The sequence below is a fragment of the Rhizobium sp. PP-F2F-G48 genome (assembly GCF_004342335.1).
Classification (GTDB): domain Bacteria; phylum Pseudomonadota; class Alphaproteobacteria; order Rhizobiales; family Rhizobiaceae; genus Ferranicluibacter.
Genome location: NZ_SLVH01000014.1, coordinates 41,428 through 66,350, shown reverse-complemented (window position 1 = coordinate 66,350; position 24,923 = coordinate 41,428). Strand labels below are relative to the sequence as shown.

General features: G+C 59.3%; 27 protein-coding genes. 14 read left to right on the top strand and 13 right to left on the bottom strand.

Features of this window, described 5'->3' with window-relative positions:
• Positions 1-499: 499 nt before the first annotated feature.
• Genes C8J36_RS25080 through C8J36_RS22910 form a run of 3 tightly spaced genes read right to left on the bottom strand, consistent with a single transcriptional unit; the run spans position 500 to position 3,452 of the window.
• Positions 500-673 (bottom strand): hypothetical protein, encoded by a 174-nt coding sequence (locus C8J36_RS25080; protein ID WP_165915147.1) that lies wholly within the window; start codon positions 671-673, stop codon positions 500-502.
• Between the two features lie 11 nt (positions 674-684).
• The gene (locus C8J36_RS22915; protein ID WP_132537605.1) at positions 685-3,054 is read right to left on the bottom strand and encodes a conjugal transfer protein TraA; all 2,370 of its coding nucleotides are present in this window, start codon (positions 3,052-3,054) and stop codon (positions 685-687) included.
• Complete coding sequence (locus C8J36_RS22910; protein ID WP_132537604.1) at positions 3,054-3,452, bottom strand: plasmid mobilization relaxosome protein MobC; 399 nt, start codon at positions 3,450-3,452, stop codon at positions 3,054-3,056. Before C8J36_RS22910 ends, C8J36_RS22915 begins: the two co-directional genes overlap by 1 nt.
• A gap of 496 nt (positions 3,453-3,948) precedes the next feature.
• Between C8J36_RS22910 and C8J36_RS22905 the strand changes: the two genes are divergently transcribed.
• Together C8J36_RS22905 and C8J36_RS25490 are read left to right on the top strand one after the other, a co-directional pair.
• A complete protein-coding gene (locus C8J36_RS22905; protein WP_062593757.1) occupies positions 3,949-4,659 on the top strand; it encodes a ParA family protein in 711 nt (236 codons plus the stop codon).
• A complete protein-coding gene (locus C8J36_RS25490; RefSeq protein ID WP_245506712.1) occupies positions 4,656-5,036 on the top strand; it encodes a hypothetical protein in 381 nt (126 codons plus the stop codon). The genes C8J36_RS22905 and C8J36_RS25490 overlap by 4 nt, the downstream gene beginning before the upstream one ends.
• Positions 5,037-5,104: 68 nt before the next feature.
• On the opposite strand, the gene C8J36_RS25075 is transcribed toward C8J36_RS25490, so the two are convergent.
• A complete protein-coding gene (locus C8J36_RS25075; protein ID WP_165915146.1) occupies positions 5,105-5,248 on the bottom strand; it encodes a hypothetical protein in 144 nt (47 codons plus the stop codon).
• A 272-nt stretch (positions 5,249-5,520) separates the two neighbouring features.
• On the opposite strand from C8J36_RS25075, the gene C8J36_RS22895 reads away from it, so the two are divergent.
• Genes C8J36_RS22895 through C8J36_RS22885 form a run of 3 tightly spaced genes read left to right on the top strand, consistent with a single transcriptional unit; the run spans position 5,521 to position 7,452 of the window.
• The gene (locus C8J36_RS22895; RefSeq protein ID WP_132537603.1) at positions 5,521-6,723 is read left to right on the top strand and encodes a DUF1173 domain-containing protein; all 1,203 of its coding nucleotides are present in this window, start codon (positions 5,521-5,523) and stop codon (positions 6,721-6,723) included.
• A gap of 26 nt (positions 6,724-6,749) precedes the next feature.
• Positions 6,750-7,115 (top strand): WGR domain-containing protein, encoded by a 366-nt coding sequence (locus C8J36_RS22890; protein WP_245506714.1) that lies wholly within the window; start codon positions 6,750-6,752, stop codon positions 7,113-7,115.
• Between the two features lie 58 nt (positions 7,116-7,173).
• On the top strand, positions 7,174-7,452 hold the full coding sequence (locus C8J36_RS22885; protein ID WP_132537602.1) for an HU family DNA-binding protein: 279 nt from the start codon (positions 7,174-7,176) through the stop codon (positions 7,450-7,452).
• Positions 7,453-7,495: 43 nt separating this feature from the next.
• Here the strand turns inward: C8J36_RS22885 and C8J36_RS22880 are convergent, their stop codons facing one another.
• From C8J36_RS22880 to C8J36_RS22850, 7 genes are all read right to left on the bottom strand, one after another.
• Positions 7,496-7,807, bottom strand: coding sequence for a DUF736 domain-containing protein (locus C8J36_RS22880; protein ID WP_105385273.1), 312 nt, complete (start codon positions 7,805-7,807; stop codon positions 7,496-7,498).
• A gap of 366 nt (positions 7,808-8,173) precedes the next feature.
• Entirely contained in the window at positions 8,174-8,569 is a 396-nt protein-coding gene (locus tag C8J36_RS22875) for a hypothetical protein (protein ID WP_132537601.1), read from the bottom strand.
• Complete coding sequence (locus C8J36_RS22870; protein WP_132537600.1) at positions 8,562-8,807, bottom strand: type II toxin-antitoxin system Phd/YefM family antitoxin; 246 nt, start codon at positions 8,805-8,807, stop codon at positions 8,562-8,564. The genes C8J36_RS22875 and C8J36_RS22870 overlap by 8 nt, the downstream gene beginning before the upstream one ends.
• Positions 8,808-8,975: 168 nt before the next feature.
• Positions 8,976-9,929, bottom strand: coding sequence for a zincin-like metallopeptidase domain-containing protein (locus C8J36_RS22865; protein ID WP_132537599.1), 954 nt, complete (start codon positions 9,927-9,929; stop codon positions 8,976-8,978).
• 294 nt (positions 9,930-10,223) lie between these two features.
• A complete protein-coding gene (locus C8J36_RS22860) occupies positions 10,224-10,805 on the bottom strand; it encodes a hypothetical protein (RefSeq protein WP_132537598.1) in 582 nt (193 codons plus the stop codon).
• A 626-nt stretch (positions 10,806-11,431) separates the two neighbouring features.
• Positions 11,432-12,205 carry a hypothetical protein gene (locus tag C8J36_RS22855; RefSeq protein WP_207897606.1) on the bottom strand — a complete coding sequence of 258 codons (774 nt, stop codon included), beginning with the start codon at positions 12,203-12,205 and terminating at the stop codon, positions 11,432-11,434.
• Positions 12,206-12,359: 154 nt separating this feature from the next.
• Positions 12,360-14,078: a ParB/RepB/Spo0J family partition protein gene (locus tag C8J36_RS22850; protein ID WP_245506711.1), complete on the bottom strand. Its 1,719-nt coding sequence runs from the start codon at positions 14,076-14,078 to the stop codon at positions 12,360-12,362.
• 329 nt (positions 14,079-14,407) lie between these two features.
• On the opposite strand from C8J36_RS22850, the gene ligD reads away from it, so the two are divergent.
• Entirely contained in the window at positions 14,408-15,451 is a 1,044-nt protein-coding gene (gene ligD / locus C8J36_RS22845; RefSeq protein ID WP_132537597.1) for a non-homologous end-joining DNA ligase, read from the top strand.
• A gap of 136 nt (positions 15,452-15,587) precedes the next feature.
• Here the strand turns inward: ligD and C8J36_RS22840 are convergent, their stop codons facing one another.
• Complete coding sequence (locus tag C8J36_RS22840; RefSeq protein WP_132537596.1) at positions 15,588-16,919, bottom strand: FAD-binding oxidoreductase; 1,332 nt, start codon at positions 16,917-16,919, stop codon at positions 15,588-15,590.
• Between the two features lie 127 nt (positions 16,920-17,046).
• On the opposite strand from C8J36_RS22840, the gene C8J36_RS22835 reads away from it, so the two are divergent.
• A complete protein-coding gene (locus C8J36_RS22835) occupies positions 17,047-17,265 on the top strand; it encodes a helix-turn-helix transcriptional regulator (RefSeq protein ID WP_062593779.1) in 219 nt (72 codons plus the stop codon).
• A gap of 35 nt (positions 17,266-17,300) precedes the next feature.
• On the opposite strand, the gene C8J36_RS22830 is transcribed toward C8J36_RS22835, so the two are convergent.
• Positions 17,301-18,131: a class I SAM-dependent methyltransferase gene (locus C8J36_RS22830; RefSeq protein WP_132537595.1), complete on the bottom strand. Its 831-nt coding sequence runs from the start codon at positions 18,129-18,131 to the stop codon at positions 17,301-17,303.
• A 249-nt stretch (positions 18,132-18,380) separates the two neighbouring features.
• Between C8J36_RS22830 and C8J36_RS22825 the strand changes: the two genes are divergently transcribed.
• The 7 genes from C8J36_RS22825 (at position 18,381) to C8J36_RS22795 (ending at position 24,918) form a co-directional block, all read left to right on the top strand.
• Positions 18,381-19,097, top strand: a complete 717-nt coding sequence (locus tag C8J36_RS22825; protein ID WP_245506710.1) for a GntR family transcriptional regulator — start codon at positions 18,381-18,383, stop codon at positions 19,095-19,097.
• Positions 19,091-20,233: an ABC transporter ATP-binding protein gene (locus C8J36_RS22820; protein ID WP_132537594.1), complete on the top strand. Its 1,143-nt coding sequence runs from the start codon at positions 19,091-19,093 to the stop codon at positions 20,231-20,233. Before C8J36_RS22825 ends, C8J36_RS22820 begins: the two co-directional genes overlap by 7 nt.
• A gap of 18 nt (positions 20,234-20,251) precedes the next feature.
• Positions 20,252-21,322: an ABC transporter substrate-binding protein gene (locus C8J36_RS22815; RefSeq protein ID WP_132537593.1), complete on the top strand. Its 1,071-nt coding sequence runs from the start codon at positions 20,252-20,254 to the stop codon at positions 21,320-21,322.
• Positions 21,323-21,384: 62 nt separating this feature from the next.
• On the top strand, positions 21,385-22,494 hold the full coding sequence (locus tag C8J36_RS22810; protein WP_245506709.1) for an ABC transporter permease: 1,110 nt from the start codon (positions 21,385-21,387) through the stop codon (positions 22,492-22,494).
• Positions 22,491-23,297, top strand: a complete 807-nt coding sequence (locus C8J36_RS22805) for an ABC transporter permease (RefSeq protein ID WP_132537591.1) — start codon at positions 22,491-22,493, stop codon at positions 23,295-23,297. Before C8J36_RS22810 ends, C8J36_RS22805 begins: the two co-directional genes overlap by 4 nt.
• A complete protein-coding gene (locus C8J36_RS22800; RefSeq protein ID WP_132537590.1) occupies positions 23,298-23,522 on the top strand; it encodes a hypothetical protein in 225 nt (74 codons plus the stop codon). It begins immediately after the preceding gene.
• Entirely contained in the window at positions 23,515-24,918 is a 1,404-nt protein-coding gene (locus tag C8J36_RS22795; protein WP_132537589.1) for an amidase, read from the top strand. Before C8J36_RS22800 ends, C8J36_RS22795 begins: the two co-directional genes overlap by 8 nt.
• Positions 24,919-24,923 lie beyond the last annotated feature (5 nt).

The window sequence follows — 24,923 nt, the reverse complement described above, 5'->3', positions numbered from 1 at the left end:
TCATTGCGAGTTTGGGGCGGCGCTTTGCGGCAGCCTTGGCTGCGTAACCTTACATGCGGTTGGATCCAGCGTGGAATCCATAACCATAATGCTTCATGCACGAGGCAAGCCCCAATGAGCATGATCAATCTGAAACACGGTTTTTAGACCATCGACGAAGACGGTCGTGCTCGTCGCACAGTCAGATACGGGAGCAACTGCCAAGCAGATCAAAGTGTCAGATTTTGCCCAATGGCTGCGCCCACAAAGCCTCCTACGGCTGCCGAAACTGCAGCTCCCCAATGCGGTGCGCCAAGAGTTGGAGCTCCCCAAGCGCTAAGGCCGGCGAGTAGTCCACCAAGGAGAGCAGGGAAAGTTTGTTTCATGTCCACCTCTTAGACTGATGCAAATATTCCGAGTTTGTCCAAGATCCCAACCTAGCCTTTACAACGCGCGAAAGTCAGCATTTCCGCTAGCAACGGTGAGGTAGGCAGTTGCGTGAAACGCTGCTTCAGATCCCCTAAAACAAATGCCGATTGAGCCACGCGGTGGCCGTTACCCACGCCACCGTAAGACCGCGATCGACCAACGCAAAAGTCATGACCACGAGGAAAACCGTGCCGAATATCTTAGCCCAGCCAGCGCCGATCTTTCTGTCTTCCTCGACCACAATGATCCACCTCTCGTCACGCATCACTTTTCCTCCTATCGCTCGCGCTCATCCTGGTCGCGTTCGTTCCGCTCTTTTGTCTCGCGTTGAATTTCTTCCACGCGAGGAACATGCTGTTTCGCGGGATCACTCTTGGTCGTATCACCGCTTTCTTGTCGCGATGCAGTTTCCTTCGGCCCTTCCTGTCCGTGGACATCACGTTCATCAGACCGGCTCGGTGTTTGCTCACTTCTAGGCGTAGCGCGATCGACGTTGGCAACTTCGTCGGATTGCGCCCTCGTAGACGACTTTTCACTCTCACGCCTTAACCGATCGCGTTCCAGTGATTGAAGCGCGGTTTTCAGATCGTCATCGATTTCGGCCACCTCGCGAATGATGCCGTTCCCCGATGCACCGAGCTCCGCGGCCCTGGTGATTTGTATGTCCAGCTCCTTCTTTAAAGCAGGAACTTCGTCAGGCTTTTCTGACGCCTTTCGCTCAATTGCTTCGCGTGTTTTCTCGATATCGAGAAGCGTCTTGTTTGCTGCATCGGCCGCCACGAATCCGTGTCTCTCGACGGCATCGCTCCAGCGTTGTTTATCATCCTGCTGGGTATCGCCATTCCGTTCCGAGGACCGTTGGTCCGAAACCTCGGACGTCCCGCGGACCTCGAGCAGCTCGACGATCTCGCGGCGGACATTGACATGCTCGCGTGCCGCTTGCGCAATCTCCTCGAAATCCTTGCGCTCCTCGGGCGGCATGGTTTTCTCTGCCTGGAACAACGCAGTCTCGACCCGCTTTTCATATGCTTCGAATTCCGGTCGCGTCATGTGGCGCATATCGTCACCCTCAGAAACAAGCTCCGCCAACTTTACCAAATGTGTTCGAAAATGCGAGCTGGAATTTCCGCTTTCTTGATGAGCTTTCTCGCGGCTTCCTGCGCTGGTTCTAACTTTATCCAGCCGAATGATCTGTGATCTGATGAAGACCCGTTGAGACTCAAACTCTTGGGATCGCAATCTTTCCCGCCACTCTCCCTGCGCTGTATCCATATAACCCTGACTGCGGCTCGTTGTCGAAGGACTGGATATATCGTCTCTTTTGGCATGCAACCGCCGCTCAGCGACAACGGTTGTTCCCTCATGCTGTGTGCGACCGATTGTGTTCACTGGGCGCACCTGGTTCTTCGAATAGGCAGGCGCGCTAGCCCGATCGCGGCGATCGGTCATCTCCATGTTGATGCCATGTGCCCGCGCCTTCTCGGCCATGCCAAGCCTCCACTGGCGAAAAGCGGCAATGGTTGTCTCGACCCGGTCGCCGGCATCCGATCGCATCGCGACGATGGCGTGGACATGAACGTGGGGACGCTTGCCCCCGTCCGCCTCCGGCTTCGGATCGCTGCCTGCATCGTGGAGCGAGAAGACGTAGCGATGGCCTGCGAATTGCTCAGCCAGGAAATCCCGCGCCGCATTCTGAAACGCAGCTGTGTCGGTGCCCGCGCGCGCCGAGAGGATCAGATGCATGACATCGCGCGGCTTTCGACTGTGAAGCTGGTCCCGCCATTCGAGCTGAACGAGATCGCCAGCTTGCTTCGCATCTGAGATCACGCGTCCCCGTTCGTCCTGCACCTCGCCCTTATGTGATGCCACCATCGATCGCACATGGCCTGTGCCGTACTCCGTGCCGTTGCCGTAGCCGGTAAATCGAAAGGCTGCATTCGCACCGGCGCTCTCCAGGCGCCTCTGTACGATCACCGAAGCCTTGTCGTCCGCCGTCAATCGCTCACCGTGGGTACTTCTAAGCACCGTCACGCCGTCAACGTCGAACCCGCCTCCATCCGCGCGGGCCGTGACCGCAAACGCGAAGGCGCGGTCCCCCAAGCCATGTTTCACAATCTCACGGGCTCGGTCCATCAGCGCGTCATCAGCGCGTCCGACATCGGCCACCGCGATCTTGAACAGGCCGACGTCCCGGCTCTCGGCGCGGTTCTTCATCAGGTGATCCCATTCGTCGCCGACGGCGGAGAGTTCATCACGGCCACGAAGCTGATCGCCACGCTCGTTCTCGACGACAACGTCGCCATTGCGGGAGACATAATTGATCATCGCACCTAGTCTCGACCCGCCGGCAAACGATGCCATTTTGACGACCGCCGGCTGGCTACCGGAGGCAAGACCGGCAAAGCGTGCGCGCATGGGCCGATCGGCGCGCCGCTGAACGGCTCCCGTACGACCCTCCCCACCCTTCCGAAATCGAAAGCCCGACGACTTTGCCATTCCGGCAGACCCTGCCGGCGCCACAGCCCCTCCCCTGCGGCGGCGTTCATCGTCTTCTGGCGACGGTCGGCGTCCGAGTGTCAGATCGTGGAGGAAAGCTGCCTTGCGTTGCTCCCATTCAGACGTGAACGCGCCAAGGAAAATCTCCATCACACTCTCCCGACGCCCCTACGAGCGCCACGCTCGGCGAAGGCCTGCAGTTCAAACAGCACAATGGCGACGACGCGTTGAACATCATTGATCACCTTTTTCTCTTCTTGGGACTGACCCGCCTCTCCTCTGTTGCGTGCTCGCGACAACTGATTCAGGTTGACACCAACAGCCCTGACGTCGCCAAGAAGCAAGGAAAGAACCGCCCTGTCCGCGTCTGTGAAGAACGGACGAACCCCTGCTTCCTCCAACGTGAGAGAGCGCAAGAACCCCGAAACGGTCATCCCGGCAGCTTTGGCGGCATGCTCGATCCGCTCGATTTCGGTCGTGCTGAAACGCGCGTGGACGACCTTGTCTCTACGCTTTCCCCGTTGATCGTGACTTGCAAACGCGCTCATCAGACCTTCCTTGAATTCGGCCGCAGGCCTCATCGACGGCTCGTCCGTCGATCGTCAGCAAATTTGTATCACAAATTTGCGTATCCTGCCAAAATACAATTACCTTATCGGTAACGTTTTTTCAAGTCTCCAAGCCAGACCTGACCCATGTCTGGTGTCGCATCCTTTCGTTCTCAAACTCAAACTGTCCCGCCGCCTCTCAGTGACCCTTTGGTCGAATACACGACAAAGGTACACTACAGCCATACACAACACATGCGTAAAGCAACTGTTTTATAGGCTTTATTCCTTGTCCATAGGATTACTCGCCATATTCCGACAACTCGATAGGAAGGTGGATTTGAGCAGAGTGGAATATATTCCACACTGTGGGGATGGATCATACAAACTCAAGAAGCGGGAATTGTGGATGAACACGTTGTATTCATTTTTTTCTTGCGCCTACACCCGTGTTTGCAGCACAATGGCTACACCGGAGTAGATGCGGAATGATTCCATGACCCGAACCTATGCGGCGGTGAGCAACAAAGGTGGCGCTGGCAAAACGACGCTAGTGACCCTAATCGGCGGTGAATACGCCCTTCGAGGGGAACGCGTTCTGCTGATCGACGCGGACAACCGTCAGAACCTTTCAGGATGGTGGCGTCTGTGCGCGGAAAAGGACAACGTGCCGGGGAATATCGAGGTTACCGTCGCTTCGACGCAGAGATCCATTGAGCAGGCAATCGACAATCTTGGGCAGGGTTTCGATCTTGTGATCATCGACGCACCGGGGGTGGACAGTTCGCTGCAGACCACCATTATCCGCTCCGCTGAATTGGTGATTTCTCCCATCCAGCCGGCGATTAAAGAACTTGAGGCGGCCGGTCAGGCAGTTGCGGCGGTGAACGAGATCAATGACCGGTTCGGGCTCTCCATTGATCATATCAACGTCCGCACTCGTATTTCCATACCTGGGCGCAATCTGGAAGCATATCGCTATATCCGCCCTTTTGTCGCCGGACTGGTAGAGGGAGATTACCGGACGCGCCTGCTCAATACCGAGCTTTTTGAACGCAACATCTACCGTGAAATTCAAAACGGTCTCGGCACCTTGCAGATGCAGGAACTGACGGATCCGGTGCGCAAGGCGAGAATTGAGGTTCACACCCTCGTCAACGAGATCGAGGACCATAGAGCCTCCGCACGAAGTGAGGGCGCAGCGTGAACAAGGCGGGGCTTGGGCTTTCTGACCTATCAATCGCACCGCGCAAAGCCGAGCGCCAGACGGAAGAGGTCGCTGTCGCGTTGACGCCCCCCACGCCGCCGTCCACGGAGAAAGTGGGCGGTACGATGTTGCCAAAACCGAGTGAAAAACAGCGACGGGAGACGGCCGAGGCGCGTGCCATAGCGCAGGAGGACGTGCGTTACAGTCTTAAAAATCTGAAGCGTTCCAAGCAGCGCAATGTGAAATTCTTCATCAACATCGCGCTCGACTATGAGCTGAAAGCCCGGTTACAGCGGGCAGCCTCTGAGAATGATCTCAAAATGACGGCTGTCGTTAAGGCAGCCCTAGATTATTATCTGACGGAGAATGAGTATTGAGGGCGACCCACGATATCGGCGCCGGTCGATCCGGCGCGGAAATCGCAGCCGCGACGGGAATCTGGTCCTTAGTCAGGGACCATTTTCTCCAGCAGGGCGTCGAGCTCGGCGACGGCAGCGGCCAGTTCCGCCACAATCTGCTGACGCTCTTTTCGGTCGACTGCGTTGCGAAGCTCAGCGCGCAGTTCTTCGATGTGCTGTTCGATCGTCATCTTCGTCTCCTTGACGTTTGTGAAAGATGGAACCGACGCGGCGGAAGGACGATGACGGGTCAAGGTTCGCGTCAGCGACCGGCGGAGCCGGCACGAGGAGGAACCGATTTTGTCGGAGCAAAGCGCAGGCAAAATTGGAGGGGCCGCGTGACCTTGAGGCGGCATTGGCCTTTTGCCATACTCGCAGATCTCAGCAGACAGGGGTATTCTCTCGTGTGGCACCCTCTTGCAGAGGCGCGTCAAACGAGAGATCGCTTGAAGGCACGGGTGCGATGAGCAGACGCTACCGAATAGGTCACGCCGTTTTGGCAGAGGAGGATCCGGCCTTCGGTGCGGCCCTGACAGAGGCATACCGGATCCGGCAAAGACCTGTCTGCCTGTGCTGTGAGAAAGGCGTGGAGATGTATATCGCACGCATCAGCGAGCAGTATTTCATCAAACGGATGCCCCTGACAGGGTCTGACCACGATCCGCTGTGTCAATCCTATGAACCGCCCTATGAGCTTTCCGGTCTTGGGCCGCTGATCGGCGGGGCAATACAGCTCGACCAGGTGAGCGGAACGGCGGCACTCAAACTGGATTTCTCTCTCTCAAAGCGTGGCGCGCAGAAATCTGCGGGTGGATCCGCGCAAGGTGAAGGTCCGGTCAAGAATGAGGTCAGAAAACTGTCGCTGCGCGCACTTCTCCATTTCTTATGGCATCAAGGTGGATTGACCGAATGGACGGCCCATTGGGCCGGCAAGCGCCATTGGTTTCAGGTGCGCAGCCATCTTCTGGAAGCCGCGGCGACGACAACGGTCAAAGGGTCGGCGCTGTCAGACCGCCTGCTCATTCCGGAGAACTTTCGTCTGGACGAGAAGGCTGCCATCGAACAGCGGCGGGCCTCCGCTCTTGCAGATATCCGAGCACCGTCGTCTGGGCCCAGAAAACTGATGGTGCTGATTGGTGAGGTGAAGGAATTTGCGTCAGCCCGCAGCGGTCAGAAGATTATCGTCAAGCATATGCCCGGTTTCCCTCTAATGATGGAGGAGGGCGCCTGGCGTCGGCTGCAGTCTCGTTACGCCGGCGAGCTGGAACTCTGGCGGGCCAATGACCAGTTCCATCTTGTCGCCATTACGACGTTTGGTATGACCCATTCCGGCCTCGCCACGATAGACGAGATCGCCCTGATGTCGGCGACCGAGCAATGGCTGCCGATCGAAAATGCCTACGAGCACCGGCTCATCGAAGCTCTGTCGAGGCTCAGTTCGAAAAGCGTCAAGGGCCTTCGGTTCAACATGGCGTCGACACAGCCGATTGCAGCGGCGACGCTGCGGCATCGCCGACCAAAGCCGGCAGCGCTCTACATCATACCCCCAGACGCCAATGAAGACTTCGAGGCCACGCTTTCGGAGATGATTTCGGCGCGGGATGACGTCGAGGCCTGGGTCTGGCGTGTGGCTGAAGGCGAGATGCCACCCCTCCCTCTCGGATGATGTGACCTTCGATCGATATCACTGTGGTGAATCGATCCGACACGACCGATTCAAAACTCTCATTGGACGCAGAATTCCAAAAAGACGATCCTGGGTCGATGATTGCCCAGCCCTATCATCTCTATATCGAGCGGATCGATCCCGCGAAGAACATGGCGCGCTTCTATGCGCTTGCTATTCAGCCGACCCTATTCGGACAGGCGTCGCTTTTGCGGTGCTGGGGCCGCATCGGTTGCCGCGGCCAGCATAAGCTTCATATGTTCGAGCGTGAAGATCAGGCAGTCGAAATGTTCCTTGAATTGCTTTCTGAAAAACGCAAAAGAGGCTATCGGCCGCGTGCAAGCTGTGGAAACCCCGCAAATTCTCCGCGATTTGCAGCGGCAGCACAATGACATCGCCCCGATTGACTGCCACTGATTCCGACATTCATCACGATGCGGAGAATTTGACATGACCACAACAAATGAAATTGCTGACAAGATTGCGACCGAGCACGGTCTGACCAAGGTTCAGGGCAAGGCGGTGGTTGAGGCAGTGATCGCGGCCATCACAGATGCAGCGATGGCCGGTAACGAAACCTCGTTGCCGGGCTTTGGAAAGTTCAAAATCAAAGATACGCCCGAGCGCGAGGGCCGCAATCCAGCGACGGGCGAGGCCATGAAGATCGCCGCTTCGAAAAAGCTGGCGTTCACGCCAGCCAAGGCCCTGAAGGACGCACTCAACAAGTGACATGACAAAAGCCCCGCTCGGATCGAGCGGGGCTTTGCGAATTTCAGCGGCGGGTATTTCGCGACCAGATGAGTTGCAGGCCTTCCTGGCCCTGGACTTCTGTGAGCGTGGCGTAGATCGGAGCTGGAAAGCTCGGGTCATCGAGCTTGACCGAGATGTAGTCTCGCTCGGTTTCGCGGGCCTGCTTTTGCCATCCGGCGCCGAACTCGACATTGCCGGCCAGGACCCGGAAGTCGGGAGCGTCTTCGGAGGAGCGTTCGACGCGGACGATCTTGGCTTTGACGTTGAGGTTGAGGGTTTTGATGGTGCCGGAGAAGCCGTTTTCCGAAGCGGTGAAAGAGCCGATGGTTGCCATTGTCGTATTCCTTTTCCAGTTGCTCGGACCGCGCCCATCGCGATCTCGATGGCTGTCGATCAGACCGGGGACGATCGGCCCGCACCTGACAAGGCCGCAACGAAGTGGAGGACGGCCATGGGCCGAGGCTTTCTTGTCTCGCGAGGAATGGCGGCGTAGCCGTCAGGGGAAGAAAACGAGCCGGCCGTTGCGGAGATTGATCGAGCCGAACAACGTGAGGTGGTCTCCGGTCAGACATGCCCCATCGAGACCGCAGTGGGTGCCGCTCGTGAGATTGGAAGGAAACACAATGGCTGAAAGAGGCGAAGACGCATTGCAATGTGGCGTCGGCCTACTGCCCCTCTGCGTCTCAAGGCGGAGACAATCCTAAGAGCGCACGACACCTGTGAGCTTCCGGGAAGTAGACGCCTGCTTGACAGTCAAAGCAATGGTTTTCAAAAAAGCCTGGCTGAAACTACCAAGCGACTTGGTCGATTCAAAATCGAATGCCTTATCCAGTTCGACGCGGTTATACTCATCGAGAATGATCCAGCAGGGAAAATCCAAGCCGGCCCGTCGGCACTCCATCTGCGTGATGGCAAGCGAAAGACGGTCGGTTGCGGGCAATTGCGACGTGATCGGGAACAGGAATACGGCGCCTGGTATGGCGGCGGTGCGCACAACGACGCAGACTGGTCTCGCCTTGCGGCCCGACTCCTCGCCGACTGCCGCTTGGCGGCTCCACAGATAAAAAAATCGGACGATGTTGCCCGGCTCAAGCATCGTCTCGACCCATGATATCGTCAAGACCGGTCATCAATTCCTGATGAACATCCTGTGGCGCGTCGAGCAGATCATACGCCTTGGTATGGGAACTGCCGATCAATTTTCGATATTGATCTGCCGTCAAAATGACAAGCTTGTCCTTGCCACGCTTCGTCAAGGTCACGGGTTCGATCAACGCTGTCTCAAGGATCTCGCCGGAGGCGCGGTTCATGTCTGAGAAGGTGTACTGTTTCATGGTGTCACTCCATCGAAGTACCTACAATACGTAATCTATGCGATTGCGACAAGCTCCGTCCGCGAGAAGAGATGACATCTTGGCGGAGATGAGCACGGGCAGCGTCCTTGGCTTGCATCGGAACCGCATCCTGACTGTGGCTCAATCCCACGCAGCCAATATTATGGCCTAGGGCGCCTGCCGTCGTGTCTCTGGCTGTAGCTCGTGAAGATAGGCCACCGCGCGCTGCGCTTGCGCTGCCGCCTGCACGATGAAGCGCTTGTCATTGGCAAGCACCTGAAGCCAGGAGGCGAGGTAACTGGCGTGGTCAGGTCGCGGCTCCATTTCCGGGACGATGTGAAGATCGGCCGCGAGGAAGACCGCCCCCAATTCGGCGATCAGCTCTTCTCGGGCGCGTTCGCTACGATCTTTGGCATATCGTGACAGATCACGGTCGAGCCGGTGGGCAGCGCCCACCCAATGGATGCTCTCATGCGCAAGCGTCGCGTAATAACTTTCGACGTCTCGGAACGTCTCGATGGGTGGCATCTGGATCATGTCTGGGCCCGGCGCATAAAATGCCTTCGCCCCACCGTGGCGGATGTTGGCACCGGTGGAGGCAAAGAAGGCGTCGGCCTCAGTGATCCGGCCGACGGGCCGCTCTACGATCTCCTCCCGGCTATCGGCGTAGCGGTCACCGAGACCGTCGATCTGTTCGACATTGAAGACCGTGTAGGCCTTGAGGAAAGCGATATCGCGCTTGATGTCGTGGTCGCCGCTATCCGTCTCGGTCTTGGTGATGCGGTTGGCATAGACCACCATGGAGCCGGTCTCGCCCTTTCGCACAGATGCACCCAGTTCCTGAGCCTGGCGAAACGTCATCCACGTCGATGCAGCATAACCCCTCGCCGTCGCCTCCGACCACAAAAGCAAGACATTGATGCCGGAATAAGGTTCGCCATTGTGGCGCAACGGCCGCGAGACGCGGCCAGCGAGATGGCGGCTGTTCCAGGGCTGGACCCACGGACGCACGCCCTCTTCAAGGGCCGCGATGATTTTGTCTGTGATGCGCGCATAGACATCGGCCCGCGGTTCTTTCTTGCTTGCGTTCCGGCCTTCAACTTCCTTAATCTTCTTTTCCATGATCCTGTCTCCTTCTTCGTCGACCACGCCGATCGCGGTTCGTCACGGCGGTCGAAGAAGCGGCGGCCGGAGGCGGCGCACCCGCTGAGAGCGAGAGCAAATGTTGGGAAATTGTCGATCGGGCCGAAACGAAGTGGAGGACGGCATGGCCGTTGCGATTGACCATCCCCGGCGACGCTAGACCGCTTACCGGGACGAGCCGCGATCGTTGCCTCTCACGTCCGACACAGGAAAAGCCGGCGCGTCAGACGCGCCGGCTTCGCAAAATGAGGAAGGGGCTTTCGCCCCTTCGGATCAGTCGAAGGCCGACATCTGCAGCGATGCGGCCTTCTGGTCGACCGACGGCGCCGCTACCGTGGAACCGGCGCGTTCATAGGGCTTCCAGGTCTCGCCGGTGATGTCCTCGTAGGCCGAGACCGCGCCTTCGGCTGCCATGCGCAGGACGTGGGCTTGCAGGCCCATGTCCGCGGCAAACTCGCGCTTGCGCTGGGCGCGGCTATCGAAGCCGACCGGGCCGTCGAGATCCTCGTTGCGATCGTCGTTGGAGAGTTTAGTGGTGAGGTCGCGCGCCTCGGTGACCGCCCGGCTGTAGAACTGCCCCGCGCCGTAGGCCGAGCCAACGAAGGAGCCGACAATGCGCTGCATATGGATCTGCATGGCCTTTTCGGCGAGGCCCTCTTTCAGCGCGTCGGCGCTGTCGATGAGCTGGCTGCGATGAAGCTCGCGGATACCGTCGCTATCGACGATGGCCAGGCCGAAGCTTTCGCAGATGCGGTTTGCTTGAGGCGCGTCCGGGCACGCGAGGCGGACCATTTCGAGAGTGGTGGCGCGTTGTGCGGCGGGGCGAGATTTCGAGGAGCGGTTGAGCGATGTCATGATCGGTGTCCTTGTGCGTGGTTGAGCGAAGCCCGGGTCTGCCGCTTTCCGGCACTGTCCCTCGGGTGCGGTCGACACGAACCGGGCAAGCGGCCTGGCCCAAGGTCAGGACGATGCGATCGAGCAGGGTGGGGTTGCGGAGGATGCGGACCGCTGGCGGTCTGCAGAAAACGCGGCCACGCCTTGCGCAGCGCGCGTCGTCCTGCCGCCACGCGGCGCGGAACGCGGCCTTTGACCAGGTTGCGACCGGTTCAGACCGCAGTAAACCCGAGGACCGAGCCGGGAGCTGCTCGACGAATTTGCCGATCGCCGGAGGGCATCGCTCGTGATCGCCCGCGGCACCTCCACCGCCCACCGGACAACCAGCAGGCAGCAAGAGGTCCACCAATCAGCCCTTTGCGCAGGCATGCCATCGGGGCCCTTCGACCGGCCCATCATAAAGCGTGCGCCACCCGCGACGCTCGATCGCCGCCGAAACACGCGCCGACCGATGGAAGACAAACCGGCCTTTGGCCAGCAGCGTCCGGAGCCTGCGTTCTCGACGGTCGCCGGCTCGCCTCTGCGCCGGCCGCGGCCCATGGGCTACCCGGACGTCCCGGCCGATCTCTCCGGCTCGACGCGGCACCTCAACGCCCGGTCCAGCCAATGAAACTCGACGGACCGCCGTACCGGCGATCACGGGACTCATCAACGACATAGCCGAACGCTCCGATATCGTAGAACGCCTCGTCGACAAGGTAGCGCCGCTCCTCGTCCGCTGGCGCGCGAACACCGCTCGAGCGCCTCCCACCGAGCATGGCGATGCATTCGACAAAGCCCGGATGATGATGCGACTGAATAGCTGAAATGACCACCCAACGATCAACGTTGTCACGGTCGAAGTCGCTGCGGTCCTTAGCCCGCGACTGGCCGGGCTGCAGCACCTTGCCATGTGCGTCCTCCCAGGCCTGCGGGTAGACATGACGCAGGATGTCGTCGGCGTGGCGCCTCTCGAAATCGGTGAACAGGTCGGGATAGGCAATTGCCACCGCCACCCAGGCGCAGTCCTCCTCGTAGAAGCCGTCTTCGGCACGCAACAACGATGGCACAAGCCTGTTGCGATCCAGGGAAAGCGCGAAGCCGCCATGGCTTGCGGTGCTATGGACAACGATGCCATCGGCATACAGCACGGCGTGTTGCGAAAGACCCCAGGGTGTCGATGCAAGGGTGGCAATCGTCCGGCGTGCGAGATTGGTCAGTTGCCCGACATGGGTCGCCCGTTCCTCGACTGTGCGCCGGAAACCGGTCTCATCGATCGGATCGGCTCTGCCGTCATGGAAATCGGCGATCGTCCAGTCCCCGATTGGACGGGCAAGGCCCCAGGCCTTGACGAGGTGGTGGCCGGTGCCAACTGGGATCATGGCAAAGGCCTCGTCGCCGACCAGAGCGGCGAAAAGACCGTCGCGGGTTTTTCCGTAAAGGGGAGATGTTGCGGACGTTGTCTGCTCCTATCCATGGAAGGAAATGAAAATGCCGCCGGCCAGCCGGCGGCGAATGGGGCATCAGCGGCTGCAGCTATTCGGCCGCATCACGGAATTCGCCGACGCGGGCACCACCGCTCTCGTCGAATTCTTCGGTTTGCGGCACAGCAGGCGTCTCATCCTCGGCGTCGGCTCTGGCCTCGTCTTCCCCCTCAGGGTCCGAAACCACGACTGCAGAACGGGTCGCCCAGGCCAGAACCTCGGCGGCATCTGGTGCGATCGAGGCCGCCGGCAGGACCAGGCGACCATCCGCGAAATGCTCGACCATGGCGGCGCGGGTGTCTTTCACCTTGATGCGGCCTGGAACACCGGCCGCTTCCGCGACGGTTTCCAATGCTGTGCGCGACAGGCACGAGAGGAATTCCTCGGTCGCCATATTGGGCAAGAATTGATCAGCCCCGATCGCATCCCCGGCAATACGGGCGATCAGGCCGCTATCGGATCGATTGCGCCGAAGCGATAGGACTTCGATCAGCACCGAGCGCACAGCTTGCACCAGCGTCTCGCGATCAAAAGAGAGCTTGCCGTCTTCGCCGATCAGCCGGGCGGCATGCGGCCCGCATTTCGCATGACCATAAGGATTGTCCGATGCACCGCTTGCGACCGTGACATTCATGCCGGTGAAGGCGAGAATGAGCAAAGCCATCAGCGTGTCATCCTCGATCGGCGCGCGGGCAAGCGCCTCGTGCAGAGCATCGGTGCGCAAGTCGCCGATCATGTCGAGACCCTTCTGGGTCACATCGGGACGCGATTTCGGCGCCTCGACTTCCTCGACGACAGTCTCGACGCCATCGGCATCCTTGACCAGCCGGGGCTTCTTCACCTCGGGCATGCGGTAGGCAACCGATTGCACCGAGCCGTCGCGCGCGTTGATATACCAGCCGGTCAGGTCACCCTTGCCCGGCTTGCCGTAGACCTGTTGTGCCTTTGCCGGCAGCTTGGCCTGGCCGTATTCATTGGCCTCGATGACCGAACCACGCTTGGGCAGGTTGTTGGCAAGCCATTCCTGCTGCGCACCGAGAAACGCCTCGACATCCGTGGTGTAGCGGCTGTCCTCGTCAGCGGGTGCAAACAGGTCCTCGACCCAGGTGATGCCGTAAGCCAAAGCCAGATCGTCGCCGAAACTTGCATGTTTGGCGAGCATCCGGGTCGTGGTCAGTGCGCGGGCAACCTCCCACCACGACACCTGCGGATCCTGCTTCTTCGGCTTGTACTTCTTCCAGACCTCGGCCTGCTCATCCTGACCGGCGGCAGCGATCGTGCGCAGCTGCTGTTCGTTCGGCATATCGCCCCGCGCCATCTGGTCGAGCATGGCGGGCAGGATGTTGGCCAGAAGCCGCAGCTTGCGGATCTGGCGGCTCGGGAGTGCCAGCGCCATGGCGATCGACTCCTCGGTCCATCCAAGAGCCACCAGCCGTTCGATGGCGCGCCATTGGTCGACAGGGTTCAACGGTTCGCGGGCGATGTTCTCCGCAAAGGACTGCATGGCGCCGAGATCGTCGGAGGGATCAGCCAGCAGCAGCGGGATTTCCGAGAGATCCGCGGCAATCGCCTGTGCGGCGCGGCGGTGACCGAAGACGATGATGTAGCTATTGCCGCCTTCCGGGGCGAGTTTGACGATGGGTGGCTGCACGACGCCGATGGCCCGGATCGATGCGCACAACAGCGCGTCGGACTGGGGTGAGGATTTCGACTGGCGGGATCGGTCAGGATTGTCCTTCAGGCTGCGCGGATCGGCTGTAATCAACTGCATAGGAATGACCTCTTGAGCTTGGGGCGGACGGACTGTCCTTGCCTCCTCATCTTCTTTTCGAAGACATCTCCCGAACCGCAGGACGGGCCGGCGGCTGCAATTGCGCCGGAGCAGACCTGGTTTGCGGGGGAGCGAGGCACACCTGCCTTGCGAAACAAGCTGGCCCGGTCTCGGCGACCGACGCGATTGAGGGAACCGGCAGCCGTCGGACTGTCCTTGCGAACCAGGTTCCTTCCTCCCTCGTCCTCCTCCTGCCCCTCCTTGTTCGTGCCCCTTCCATTTTCCAGCAATGTCACACGATTTTAAGCAATTGCTGCTGAACTCTGGCCATGACAAAGCCGCCGCGCAAAAAATCCCAGCCGCTTTTGCGGGAGACGGACGCTCCGATCCGCTCGCGACCGCGCAAACCCCGCGACCCGGCGCAGCCGCAACTTCCTTTCGACCCGATGCCCGATCGCATCGAACCGTGCCTGGCGCTCTTGAAAGCAAAACCGCCCTCGGGACCGGACTGGATCTATGAGATCAAATGGGACGGCTATCGTATTGCTGTTCACATCGAGCCGAACTCGGTTCGGATCATCACCCGCGGCGGCCATGATTGGACCGACAGGTTTCCGGCAATCGCCGCTGCTGCGCGCAAGCTCGGCGTCGGGACCGCCATTCTCGATGGGGAAGCCGTCGTGCTCGATGCGGAGGGCCGCTCGGACTTTGGGGCGCTGCAGCGGTCACTTGGCGGGCGCGGAGGCAGACAAGCGTCGGGCGATGCGATCCTCTACGCATTCGACCTGTTATATTTCGATGGTTACGACCTGACGAAGATGGAGTTGTCCGGACGCCGTCACCTTCTGGATGACCTGATCGGCGAAAGCGAAGGGGTGATCCGGCTTTCACAGGAGGTCGAAGCCGATGGCGCAGAGCTTCTGGCGGCGGCTTGCAAGTACGGACTGGAAGGCATCATCGCCAAGCATCGCGATCGCCCTTATCGCCCGGGGAGACTTGGCGACTGGCTCAAGATCAAATGCATCCAGAGCGAAAGCTTTGTCATCGTTGGATATGAGCCTTCGGCTGCCGCGCTGGGTGGTATCGGTCGCTTGCTGTTGGCAGCCTATCGCGACGCCGCACTAGTGTATGTCGGCTCTGTTGGAACCGGCTTCAAAGAACGAGAGGCCAATGAGTTACGGCGTATGCTTGAGACGTTGAAGACGAAGCGCCCGCCCGTGACTGTGGAGAAACAGGGTGTTGTCTTCACCCAGCCAACGTTGATTGCGGACATCCAATACCGCGCCTGGACAGACGACGGCAAATTGCGGCACGCTGCCTATAAAGGCCTTCGCGAAGTCCACGACAATGCGGATATCTATAAACTGAGCTGACGGATGCAGTTCGCACGCATAGCACTTCGGTTTCCAATCGGGACGATCCGTTTGGCTGCTTGCAGACACCGCCTTCCCAAGGCCCGCCGCCACGGCTTTCCGGACTTCAGCGAAGTCAGATAGGCCGACATAGCCTTCATACGCCTGTCAGTGGAACGATCCTCGACCCGTCCGTAAACCGAGAGAATCGAAAGGCGAAAGGATCGACGACAGGCTGTGCACCCGTGACAAGATCTGCAGCCAGACGCCCTGCCCCTGGCCCCAATCCAAAACCGTGGCCGCTGAAGCCGGTGGCAACCACAAGACCGCTGATCGCGTCGATGGACGATATGACGGGGACCGCGTCTGGCGTGACGTCGATGTAACCGGCCCATCGCTGCGCGACTTCGGCGCCCTGAAACACCGGGAACGCCTCGGCGAGCCTTGCCATGGCCAGATCAATCATCTTGGTATTCGGGGCGGGATCGAGAATTCTGGTTCGCTCGAATGCGGACGCCTCACCGGCTTTGACGGGCCGCATGTCACGCCATTCGTCAATGAACCGTTTGCCGATGCGGGGCCTCAGGCTTGACCACTCCAAGCGCAGCGCTGGCAGGAACGGCCTCAGAAAGCGAAAGCTGTCGGGGGTGAGATCGTAGACGTTGGACGCCAATGTGGAAACCGTGTAGCCGCCATCGGAACGGCGCCTGACCGAGAAGCCGGGACCCCGAACCGTTATATCTGGTCCTCCCTCGACCGGCTGCGTTCGAGCGACGGAATTGAGGACCTTCAGCTGTGGTAACGTCACCCCTGCCCCGCGCAACAGCAGTCGCGACCATGCGCCACCGGCGACGATGACACACTGTGTAGCGATACGCCCTTGCTCGGTGACCACGCCGCAGACCGATCCGGCACCGGTCTCGATTTCGGTCACCGCGCAGTTCGTCAGGATTGTTGCGCCGATCGCCTTGGCCGCACGTGCAATGGCGGGGGCGGCTTTTTGCGGTTCAGCCCGTCCGTCGGCTGTAGAATAGAGCGCGCCATCATGATTAAGGTTCATATCTGGGACAAGCGCGCGAACACTGGCGTGATCAAGCGCCGTCACCCGATGCTGTGTGCCCTTGATGTGCTCGAGCCAGGCTTCATTTTCGCGTTTGAACGACCGCGAATAAAACGGCACGACGATGCCACACTGGCGATAACCAACATCGGAATTGACGCGCTTGGCCATGCCTTCCCATAGACGGATGGAGGCCGCCATCAGTTCAATTTCCCTGGGATCTCGTCGAGACAGCCGGACCCAGCCCCAATTGCGGCTGGATTGCTCGCCGGCAATGACGCCTTTTTCGCAAAGCGTCACGGAAAGCCCCCTCTCCGCCAGCTCCAATGCAATGGAGGCGCCGATAATGCCGCCGCCAACAATGACGGCATCTGCGGTTTTCGGCTGGGATGGTGATGGATCGACGGTATCCGGGGTAGGTCCAGGCATGGAAGCTAATGTCTCGTGCAATCGCTGAAATGCATCGGGCCGGAGCGAGGCTCAAACCCTCTTTCCCGCAGAGAATACATACTATAGTTGATAACGCAAGACGGATGAACATGCAATCCAATCATTCATGGATATGCGTAAACTTGTTGGAAGGAACTTCGCCCGCATCAGGCGCGAGAAAGGTCTCACCCAGGAACAGGTGGAGACGAGCGCCGGATTCAGCCAGCAATATCTGAGCGATCTGGAACGCGGCAAAAGAAATCCGACGATCGTCACGCTGTTTGAACTGGCGCAGGTTCTGGGCGTCGGGCCAGCCGAACTTCTCGAGCCTGATGACGAGGCATAGCTCCCGGGCGAAGGGTGGACGTGCGAACGCGAACTTCATCCAACAGGGATACCTGTTGGAACCGAGAGATGGAATGAGGCGTAGATATAGCTTGTCGATCGCTCGAAGCGATCATCCATCTTCAACATCTTCATCGCGTTTAGAATGACGCGCTTTTCCTTTTGCGTCGAAAACCGACGCTGGCGCTGAAGCAGCTCCGGCATTTCCTGCGTTGCCAGCCCGAACCCGGTCAGCGTCTCGGCAATTGCGCTATATGTGAACGGGTGCATGACAAAGGATGCGACCCAGGGCCGAGACGCGGCGGTTGCGGTATAGAGGCGGCGAAATGTCCGATCGGTCACGTAGCCGATGCAGCCGGTGCTGATAATCAGATCGGCGTCACGGATCAGTTCTGCTTCGGAATCGCTGATGTCCTGATGTTCCAGATTCGAGGTTACGGCCGCCTCGATCAAGCCAGCGCGCATGGCGTACTCCACGGCGCGTTTTGAAGGATCGAGACCGATGATCGACAGGTCGCCACGTCGCGGCCGATCGGTAAAGTACGCTCTGTGCTTGTCGATGTCGCGGGTCGACAGGACGCCGGTGCGCGGTGCCGCTTCGACATAGAGCTCGTCAAGCGAGATCCGGTGGCTCAGCAGCGAGGCATTGATACCGTAGGAACATCCGACATCGATGATCTTCAGCCGTGTCTTTTGCCTTGCCTGCATGCAGCGCTCGATAAGGGGTTCGAAAACGGACTTGGCCTGCTGCGGAATGATGTAGTCGAGCTGGCGATGGGCCCTGAGATAGCGATCCGGCCAGCGGTTATTATAGGTTGGCGTGAAATCATGTTTCGAGCCGTTGAGATCATGTCGAACCTCTTTCATTGAAACCCCCTCATCGCCATCGACCCCGTGTCCGGCGGTTGCATCGACCCGTGCCAGCCTCGCTGCTTAAGCCGGAGATTGTGCTGTATTCCGGGGATTTTCGCAAAATACATTCGTTCGTGCACAGCCGAAATACACGCTGACCTGGCATCAATCATTGCTGTATACCGGCTTTGGCAACCCGGTACACCGTCTTGACAGTACATATTATAATATGTATTCCTGCCCTACTTTCAGGACGAGGATACGATGAGGACATCAACGCCAGGTCAATCCGATGAAGACACGCCAAGGGCACGCTTCTCGAACCTCCATCGCAATTTGCGCGACCGCATTTGCCTTTTGCGTTACCCGCCCGGAACCGCCATCAGCGAAGCGGAGCTGACGCGAGAATTCGGTATAAGCCGGACGCCCATCCGCCGTGTGCTTCAGATGCTGGAAGTGGAGGGGTTGGTCGAGACGAAGCCAAACGTCGGCTCGATCGTGACGGCGGTCGATCTCAAGGCACTGCGTGATGCTTTCGCGCTGCGCGTGAAGCTGTCCGAACTGCTGGGCGATATGAGCCCGGCTGCGGAGGTAAAGACGGTTGTCGAAAGATTGACCGTTCTTGGATCTGGATGCCGCTCGCTACTGACGAAGCCGGACGTGGCGGCGCTTTGCCTTGTCAGCCACCAGCTGCAGAACGCGCTCCTCGATCTTTCTGGAAATTCGGAATACCGGCTCGTCACCGAGGCGCTCTATTTCAAGACAATCCGCGCCTACTACACGATCCTGCCCGATCTGAACTGGACGATGGAATGCTTGTCGCAAATCGAAGAGATCACAGAAATCATCATCTCCCTTGAGGCACAGGACGTGCGCGCTGTGGGACTGGTACGCCGCAACCACATCGTTCGCACACTGTCACGCATCATGTCGTTCCTGATGGCGGGGTCAATTCATCCACAGGAGGTGGCCGCATGCTGAATGCCGCGGTCAAAAACCGCCCGCCTTCCGGCGCCACGTTCGAACACGCGGTGGTGTTGCAAAATGTCGTCAAGAGCTATGATGGAACGACGCAGGTTGTCAAAGGCGTCGACCTGTCTGTGCGTAGCGGTGAGTTTCTGACCATCCTTGGTCCGTCCGGCTCCGGCAAGACGAGCTTGCTGATGATGCTTGCCGGTTTCGAGCAACCAAGCGATGGCGCCATCATCATTGGTGGCCGCGACGTCTCGCGACAGCCGGCGCATAAGCGCAACATCGGCATGGTGTTCCAGCAATACGCCTTGTTTCCGCATTTGACGGTTGCGCAGAACCTTGCCTTTCCTCTTGAGATGCGCCGAATGGGACGTCGAGAGATCGATGATCGTGTCGGGTGGGCGCTGAACCTGGTGAAACTGGAGGGGCTTGGCGCGCGACGTCCGGCGCAACTGTCCGGCGGGCAGCAACAGCGGATAGCGGTCGCACGCGCACTAATCTTCGAGCCGCAACTGGTGCTGATGGACGAGCCGCTTGGTGCGCTTGACAAGCAGTTGCGCCAGCAGATGCAGGACGAAATCGCCCGTCTGCACCACGAGCTGCGGCCGACGATCATCTACGTCACGCATGATCAGGGTGAAGCAATATCCCTGTCGGATCGCGTTGCGGTGTTCGAGGGTGGAAAGATTTCGCAGATCGATCCGCCTACCGCGCTTTACAATGCACCACGCAATGACTTCGTCGCCGGCTTTATCGGCGAGAACAACCGGATTCCGGCGCGTATCATCAGCCACGGATCGCCATCGAGGCTTGCGGTGTCTGGGCGTGCCATTGTCAGCGCCCTCTCCGTTGATATCGCTCCAACTGAAACGCATGCCTGCATCATGATCCGGCCGGAGCGCCTGCGCCGGGTTGCCGATCTTTGCCAACTTCCCAACACCATCGACGTGGTGGTGAGCGAGGTCAGCTATCACGGCGACAGCTACCGCCTGCGAGCCAGCCTCGATGACGGCATCGACGTCATAACCCGTATCCCCAATGACGGAACGCAAAGCATCCCCGATATCGGTGAGAGCATCCTGCTCGGCTGGAGCACCGAAGATGCCCGCGCCTTTGCGGGAGGAGTATCTGCAACCATACGATAGACAACAAAGGATTCAAACATGAGCATTTCCCGCCTTGCCCGTGCGACCGGCCTCTGTGTACTCGGTCTTGGAATTCCATCGAGCTTTGCTGCCGAGGCTCTTACAATCGCGTCCTTCGGTGGCCAATACACCGCAAGTCAGCGTCAGGCACATTACGAACCTTTCAGTAAGGAGACTGGCGTCGACATCAAGTCGGTCGATTATAATGGCGGTCTTGCAGAGCTCGTTGCGCAGGTGCGCTCGGGGAGCGTCAGCTGGGATGTCGTCGATGTCGAAATGCAGGATCTCGACCGGGGCTGCGCTGACGGGCTTTTCGAGAAAGTCGACATCGATGCACTTCCGGCGGGTGCGGACAAACGTGCCGCAAAAGATGACTTTCTCGACGGGGCGCTTCAACCTTGCGGAGTCGGTTCCGTAGTGTGGTCAAACGTCATTGCGGTGAACGAACCGGCCTTCCAGGATGCAAAGCCACAAACGATCGAGGACTTTTTCGACGTAGAGCGTTTTCCGGGAAAACGGGGCCTGCCGAAACGCCCGAATGCGCTTCTCGAATGGGCGTTGATGGCCGACGGTGTGGCACCGGGCGACGTATACGCCACGCTCTCGTCAGAGGAGGGTGTCGACCGTGCCTTCCGCAAGCTCGATACAATCAAGGATCAGGCCGTGTTTTGGGAAACCGGTGCCCAGATGATCCAGTTGCTCGTCGATGGCGAGGTGGCCATGTCGACCGCTTATAACGGGCGCGTGCAGGGGGCGATCTCGGATGAAGGGAAGCCGCTGCGCATTCTGTGGGACCGGCAGATCTGGAACGCGGACTATTATGCCGTGGTCAAAGGCACGCATGCGAAAAAGGAAGCCGATGCCTTCGTTCGATACGCCACGGGCACAGTGCCACTTGCTGCACAGACCGGTTTTATCGCCTATGGACCCGTACGTCGTTCAGCTGAAGCGCTGATTGATCCAGCAAAGGCGGCAAACCTTCCCACGGCCAAAGCCAACTTCAGACACGCGCTGGCATTCAATTCGAAGTGGTGGACAGATCACGGTGAGGCGATTTCCGAGCGTTATGCGTCCTGGCTCGCCCGATGAGACAGCGTGGTCCACATCGAACGGGGTGGACGCTGGTCCTGCCACTGCTGGTCTTTACACTCGTGACATTCCTCGCGCCTATCGGGTTCATGCTGTGGAAGAGTGTCTACGATCCAGAGGTGGCAGGATTGCTCGGGCAAACCCGCCAGGCGCTCGCCAAATGGCAGACGTCGACGGGACTGCCAGGCCCAGAAGGATTCGACGCTCTGAGCAGGGATCTGCGCGACTTGACCGGCGATGGCCGCGTCAGCCAACTGGCGCTACGGCTAAACCGCGAACGGTCGGGAATGCGCCAACTGATCGAGGTGACGGCTGATGCGATAGCAGAGTACGATCGTCCCTTGTTGGAAATCGATCCTCGATGGGGTGATCCGGACACGTGGGTGTTGCTAAAGCGCATGACCCAGCCATTGACGGCCCGGTATTTTCTCAGCGCCGTCGACCTGCAGCAAACGCCGCAGGGATCGATTGTCCGACAGGATGAAAGCCGTCGCATCTATGTCTATCTCTTCGGTCGAACCATCCTTGTTGCATCGGTGGTGACGGCCGTCTGCATCGTCCTTGGTTATCCGTTCGCCTATGCACTGGCCACTGCGCGGCCGCGAATGCAAAGGCTTCTGTTCTTTATTGTCATGCTGCCCTTCTGGACATCACTTCTGGTGCGCACGACGGCCTGGATCGTGCTGTTACAACGGCGGGGCGTGCTCAACGAGATCCTCGTGGCGATGAACATCGTCAGTGAACGCAGCCGCCTGGAACTGATCTACAATCTCTCCGGTACGCTAATCGTGATGACACATGTGCTGCTGCCGTTTTTCGTGCTTCCGCTTTATGCTGTGATGAAGGGGATACCGAAGCAATATGTCCGCGCTGGTAAGAGCCTGGGGGCCGGCCCGGCCCGGGTTTTCCTGCGCATCTATCTGCCAATGACATTGCCGGGCGTGCTGGCGGGAGCTGCGCTTGTCTTCATTCTTTCGCTTGGCTACTACGTGACGCCCGCTCTGGTCGGCGGCCGTACCGGCCAGCTGATCAGCAACCAGATCGCTTTCCACGTTCAGACAAGCCTGAACTGGGGACTGGCGGCAGCGCTTGGCAGCATACTTCTTGTCATTGTCGTCGTCTTGACGATGCTGCTTTCGCGCGTCACTCAGCGGGGAGTGCTGCAGCGATGAATGTGCTCAGACTTTCGCTAGGCTTCGCCGTCGGCGCAATCAGCCTGTTTCTTATCTTGCCGATACTGGTTGTCATTCCGCTTTCCTTCAATCCCGAACCCTACTTCTCGTTCACCAGAAGCATGCTGCTGCTGCAGCCGGACGGTTGGTCTCTGCGCTGGTATCGGGAGGTTGCCGAGAGTGCGCAATGGCGCCTTGCGTTGAAGAACAGTGTGACGATTGCCATCATCGTCACACCCGTTGCCACCGCTCTTGGAACGGCAGCGGCACTTGGACTGCGCCATCTTGGCGGCTCAGCGCGAACACTGGTCGCCGCGGTGCTTGGCGCACCGCTCATCATCCCCGTCATCATCGTGGCGACCGGCACCTACCTGTTCTTTGCGCCTTTGGGCCTGACACAATCGATGACAGGGATCGTGATCGTTCACGTGGTTCTGGCAGCGCCATTCGTGGTCGTCACCGTCAGCGGGACACTGACCACATTCGACGCGCAACTGTCCCGCGCGGCCGCGACGCTCGGAGCGTCGCCTCTCAGGGCCTTTGCAAGAGTGACACTGCCGCTCATCGCCCCGGGTGTTATTTCAGGTGCGCTTTTTGCCTTTGTGACATCCTTCGACGAGGCCGTCGTGACGCTTTTTCTGGCAAGCTACGATCAGCGCACCGTTCCGCTTCAAATGTGGTCGGGCATCCGCGATCAACTCAGCCCGGCCGTGCTGGTCGTGGCAAGCCTGCTGGTGCTGTTGGTTGCGATCATGATGGTCGTCGCCAATCTCGTTCAGGCGCTGAAGCGCGGAGGTGAATGAATGGTTGGCTCTATCACGGTTGACCTTTTGGAGCGTGTTGCCATCGCTCTTGCGGCGCGCGAGTGGTCGACACCCTATCTCGCCGCCTTGCTGACCGACGAAGGCAGCGGGGTGGTGAGCGGTGCCCAGGAACACTTCACCGCATTGAAGCTCATGTCACAACACACACTGGGCGACATCGCCGTTCCCCCGCGTTTCTGCAACCCGGACGCATTGGATGACTGATTTCCCCTATGGCTCGATTGGTGACTTTCGCTCGAAGGCGTTGAACGATGGGCAGGACGCGGCCACTGACCTGGAACGTCTTCGTCACTACGCCGCAGGGACCAACCCGGCAAACCATGCCTACATCACCATTTCCGGCTCTCTGCCACACGACGGCAAGGAGCAATTGCCGATGGCCGGGCCGCTTGCTGGCGTGCCCTATGCCTGCAAGGACGTCTTTGAGACAAAATCGATGATCACGACGGCAGGGTCGCGGGCCCTTGCAGATTATCAACCGAAGACCGATGCAAAAGCGGTCGAGAGCCTTGAGCGTGCGGGAGCCGTCCTCATCGGCAAGACAAACATGCACGAATTTTGTTATGGCATCACAGGCAAGAATCCAGTCTATGGCACGCCGGTCAATCCGCACGACCCATCGAGGCTTGCCGGTGGGTCCAGCAGCGGATCGGCGGTCAGCGTGGCCACCGGCTCGGCGGTCTTTGCGCTCGGATCCGATACCGGTGGGTCTGTCCGCGTTCCCGCGGCACTTTGCGGTCTTGTCGGTCTAAAGCCGACCTACGGTCTGATCAGCACCAAGGGCATGATCCCATTCTGCTGGACCCTTGATCACGCCGGGATCATGGCGCGCAGCTGCCTGGATACGGCATCGGTCCTTCAAGTTCTGGCGGGGTGGAACGATGCGACGAAAGGCAGGGGAGAGACGCGTCTGGAGCGCCGTCTGCAGGCGCTGTCGACCGAATTTCTCATCGGCAAGCGCATCGGCATTCCGCGGCGATATTTTTTCGATAATCTGGATGATGAGATCGCATCCGCTGTCGAGAAAACGCTGCTGTTCTGTCAGGAACACGGGGCAGAACTGGTCGAGGTCCAGACCCCTGATATGACCCATGTGCGACCAGCGTCGCTCGCGATCCAGCTTGTCGAGGCGCTGTCATGGCACGGGCCGCGGATGGATGAGAATGCGCACATCTACGGAGATGATGTCCGCAACGGACTGGTCCAGGGACAGTTCATCCTGGGCGAGCACTATGTGCAGTCCTTGCGGCTGATGGAGCTCAAGCGCCAAGAATTTGCGGCCTGCTTCAAGTCCATCGACATTATGATCACGCCGACGACGCCGGTGATTGCCCCCGAACTTTCAACCCAATCTGTGAGCGCAGGCGTGGAAGGCGAATTGGTTGGCAATGCGTTGGCCCGCTATACCTGCGTGTTCAATCTGACCGGTCAGCCTGCACTGACAATCCCGTGCGGCCTTCATTCGTCTGGCCTGCCAATGGGATTGCAGATTATCGGAAAACCCTACGAGGACCTCAGCGTGCTGAGTATCGGGCATGTGCTTGAGACGGCCGGTGCGCTTGGCTGGATCCAACCGATAAGCGGAGGACCGTCCGAATGAGCGCG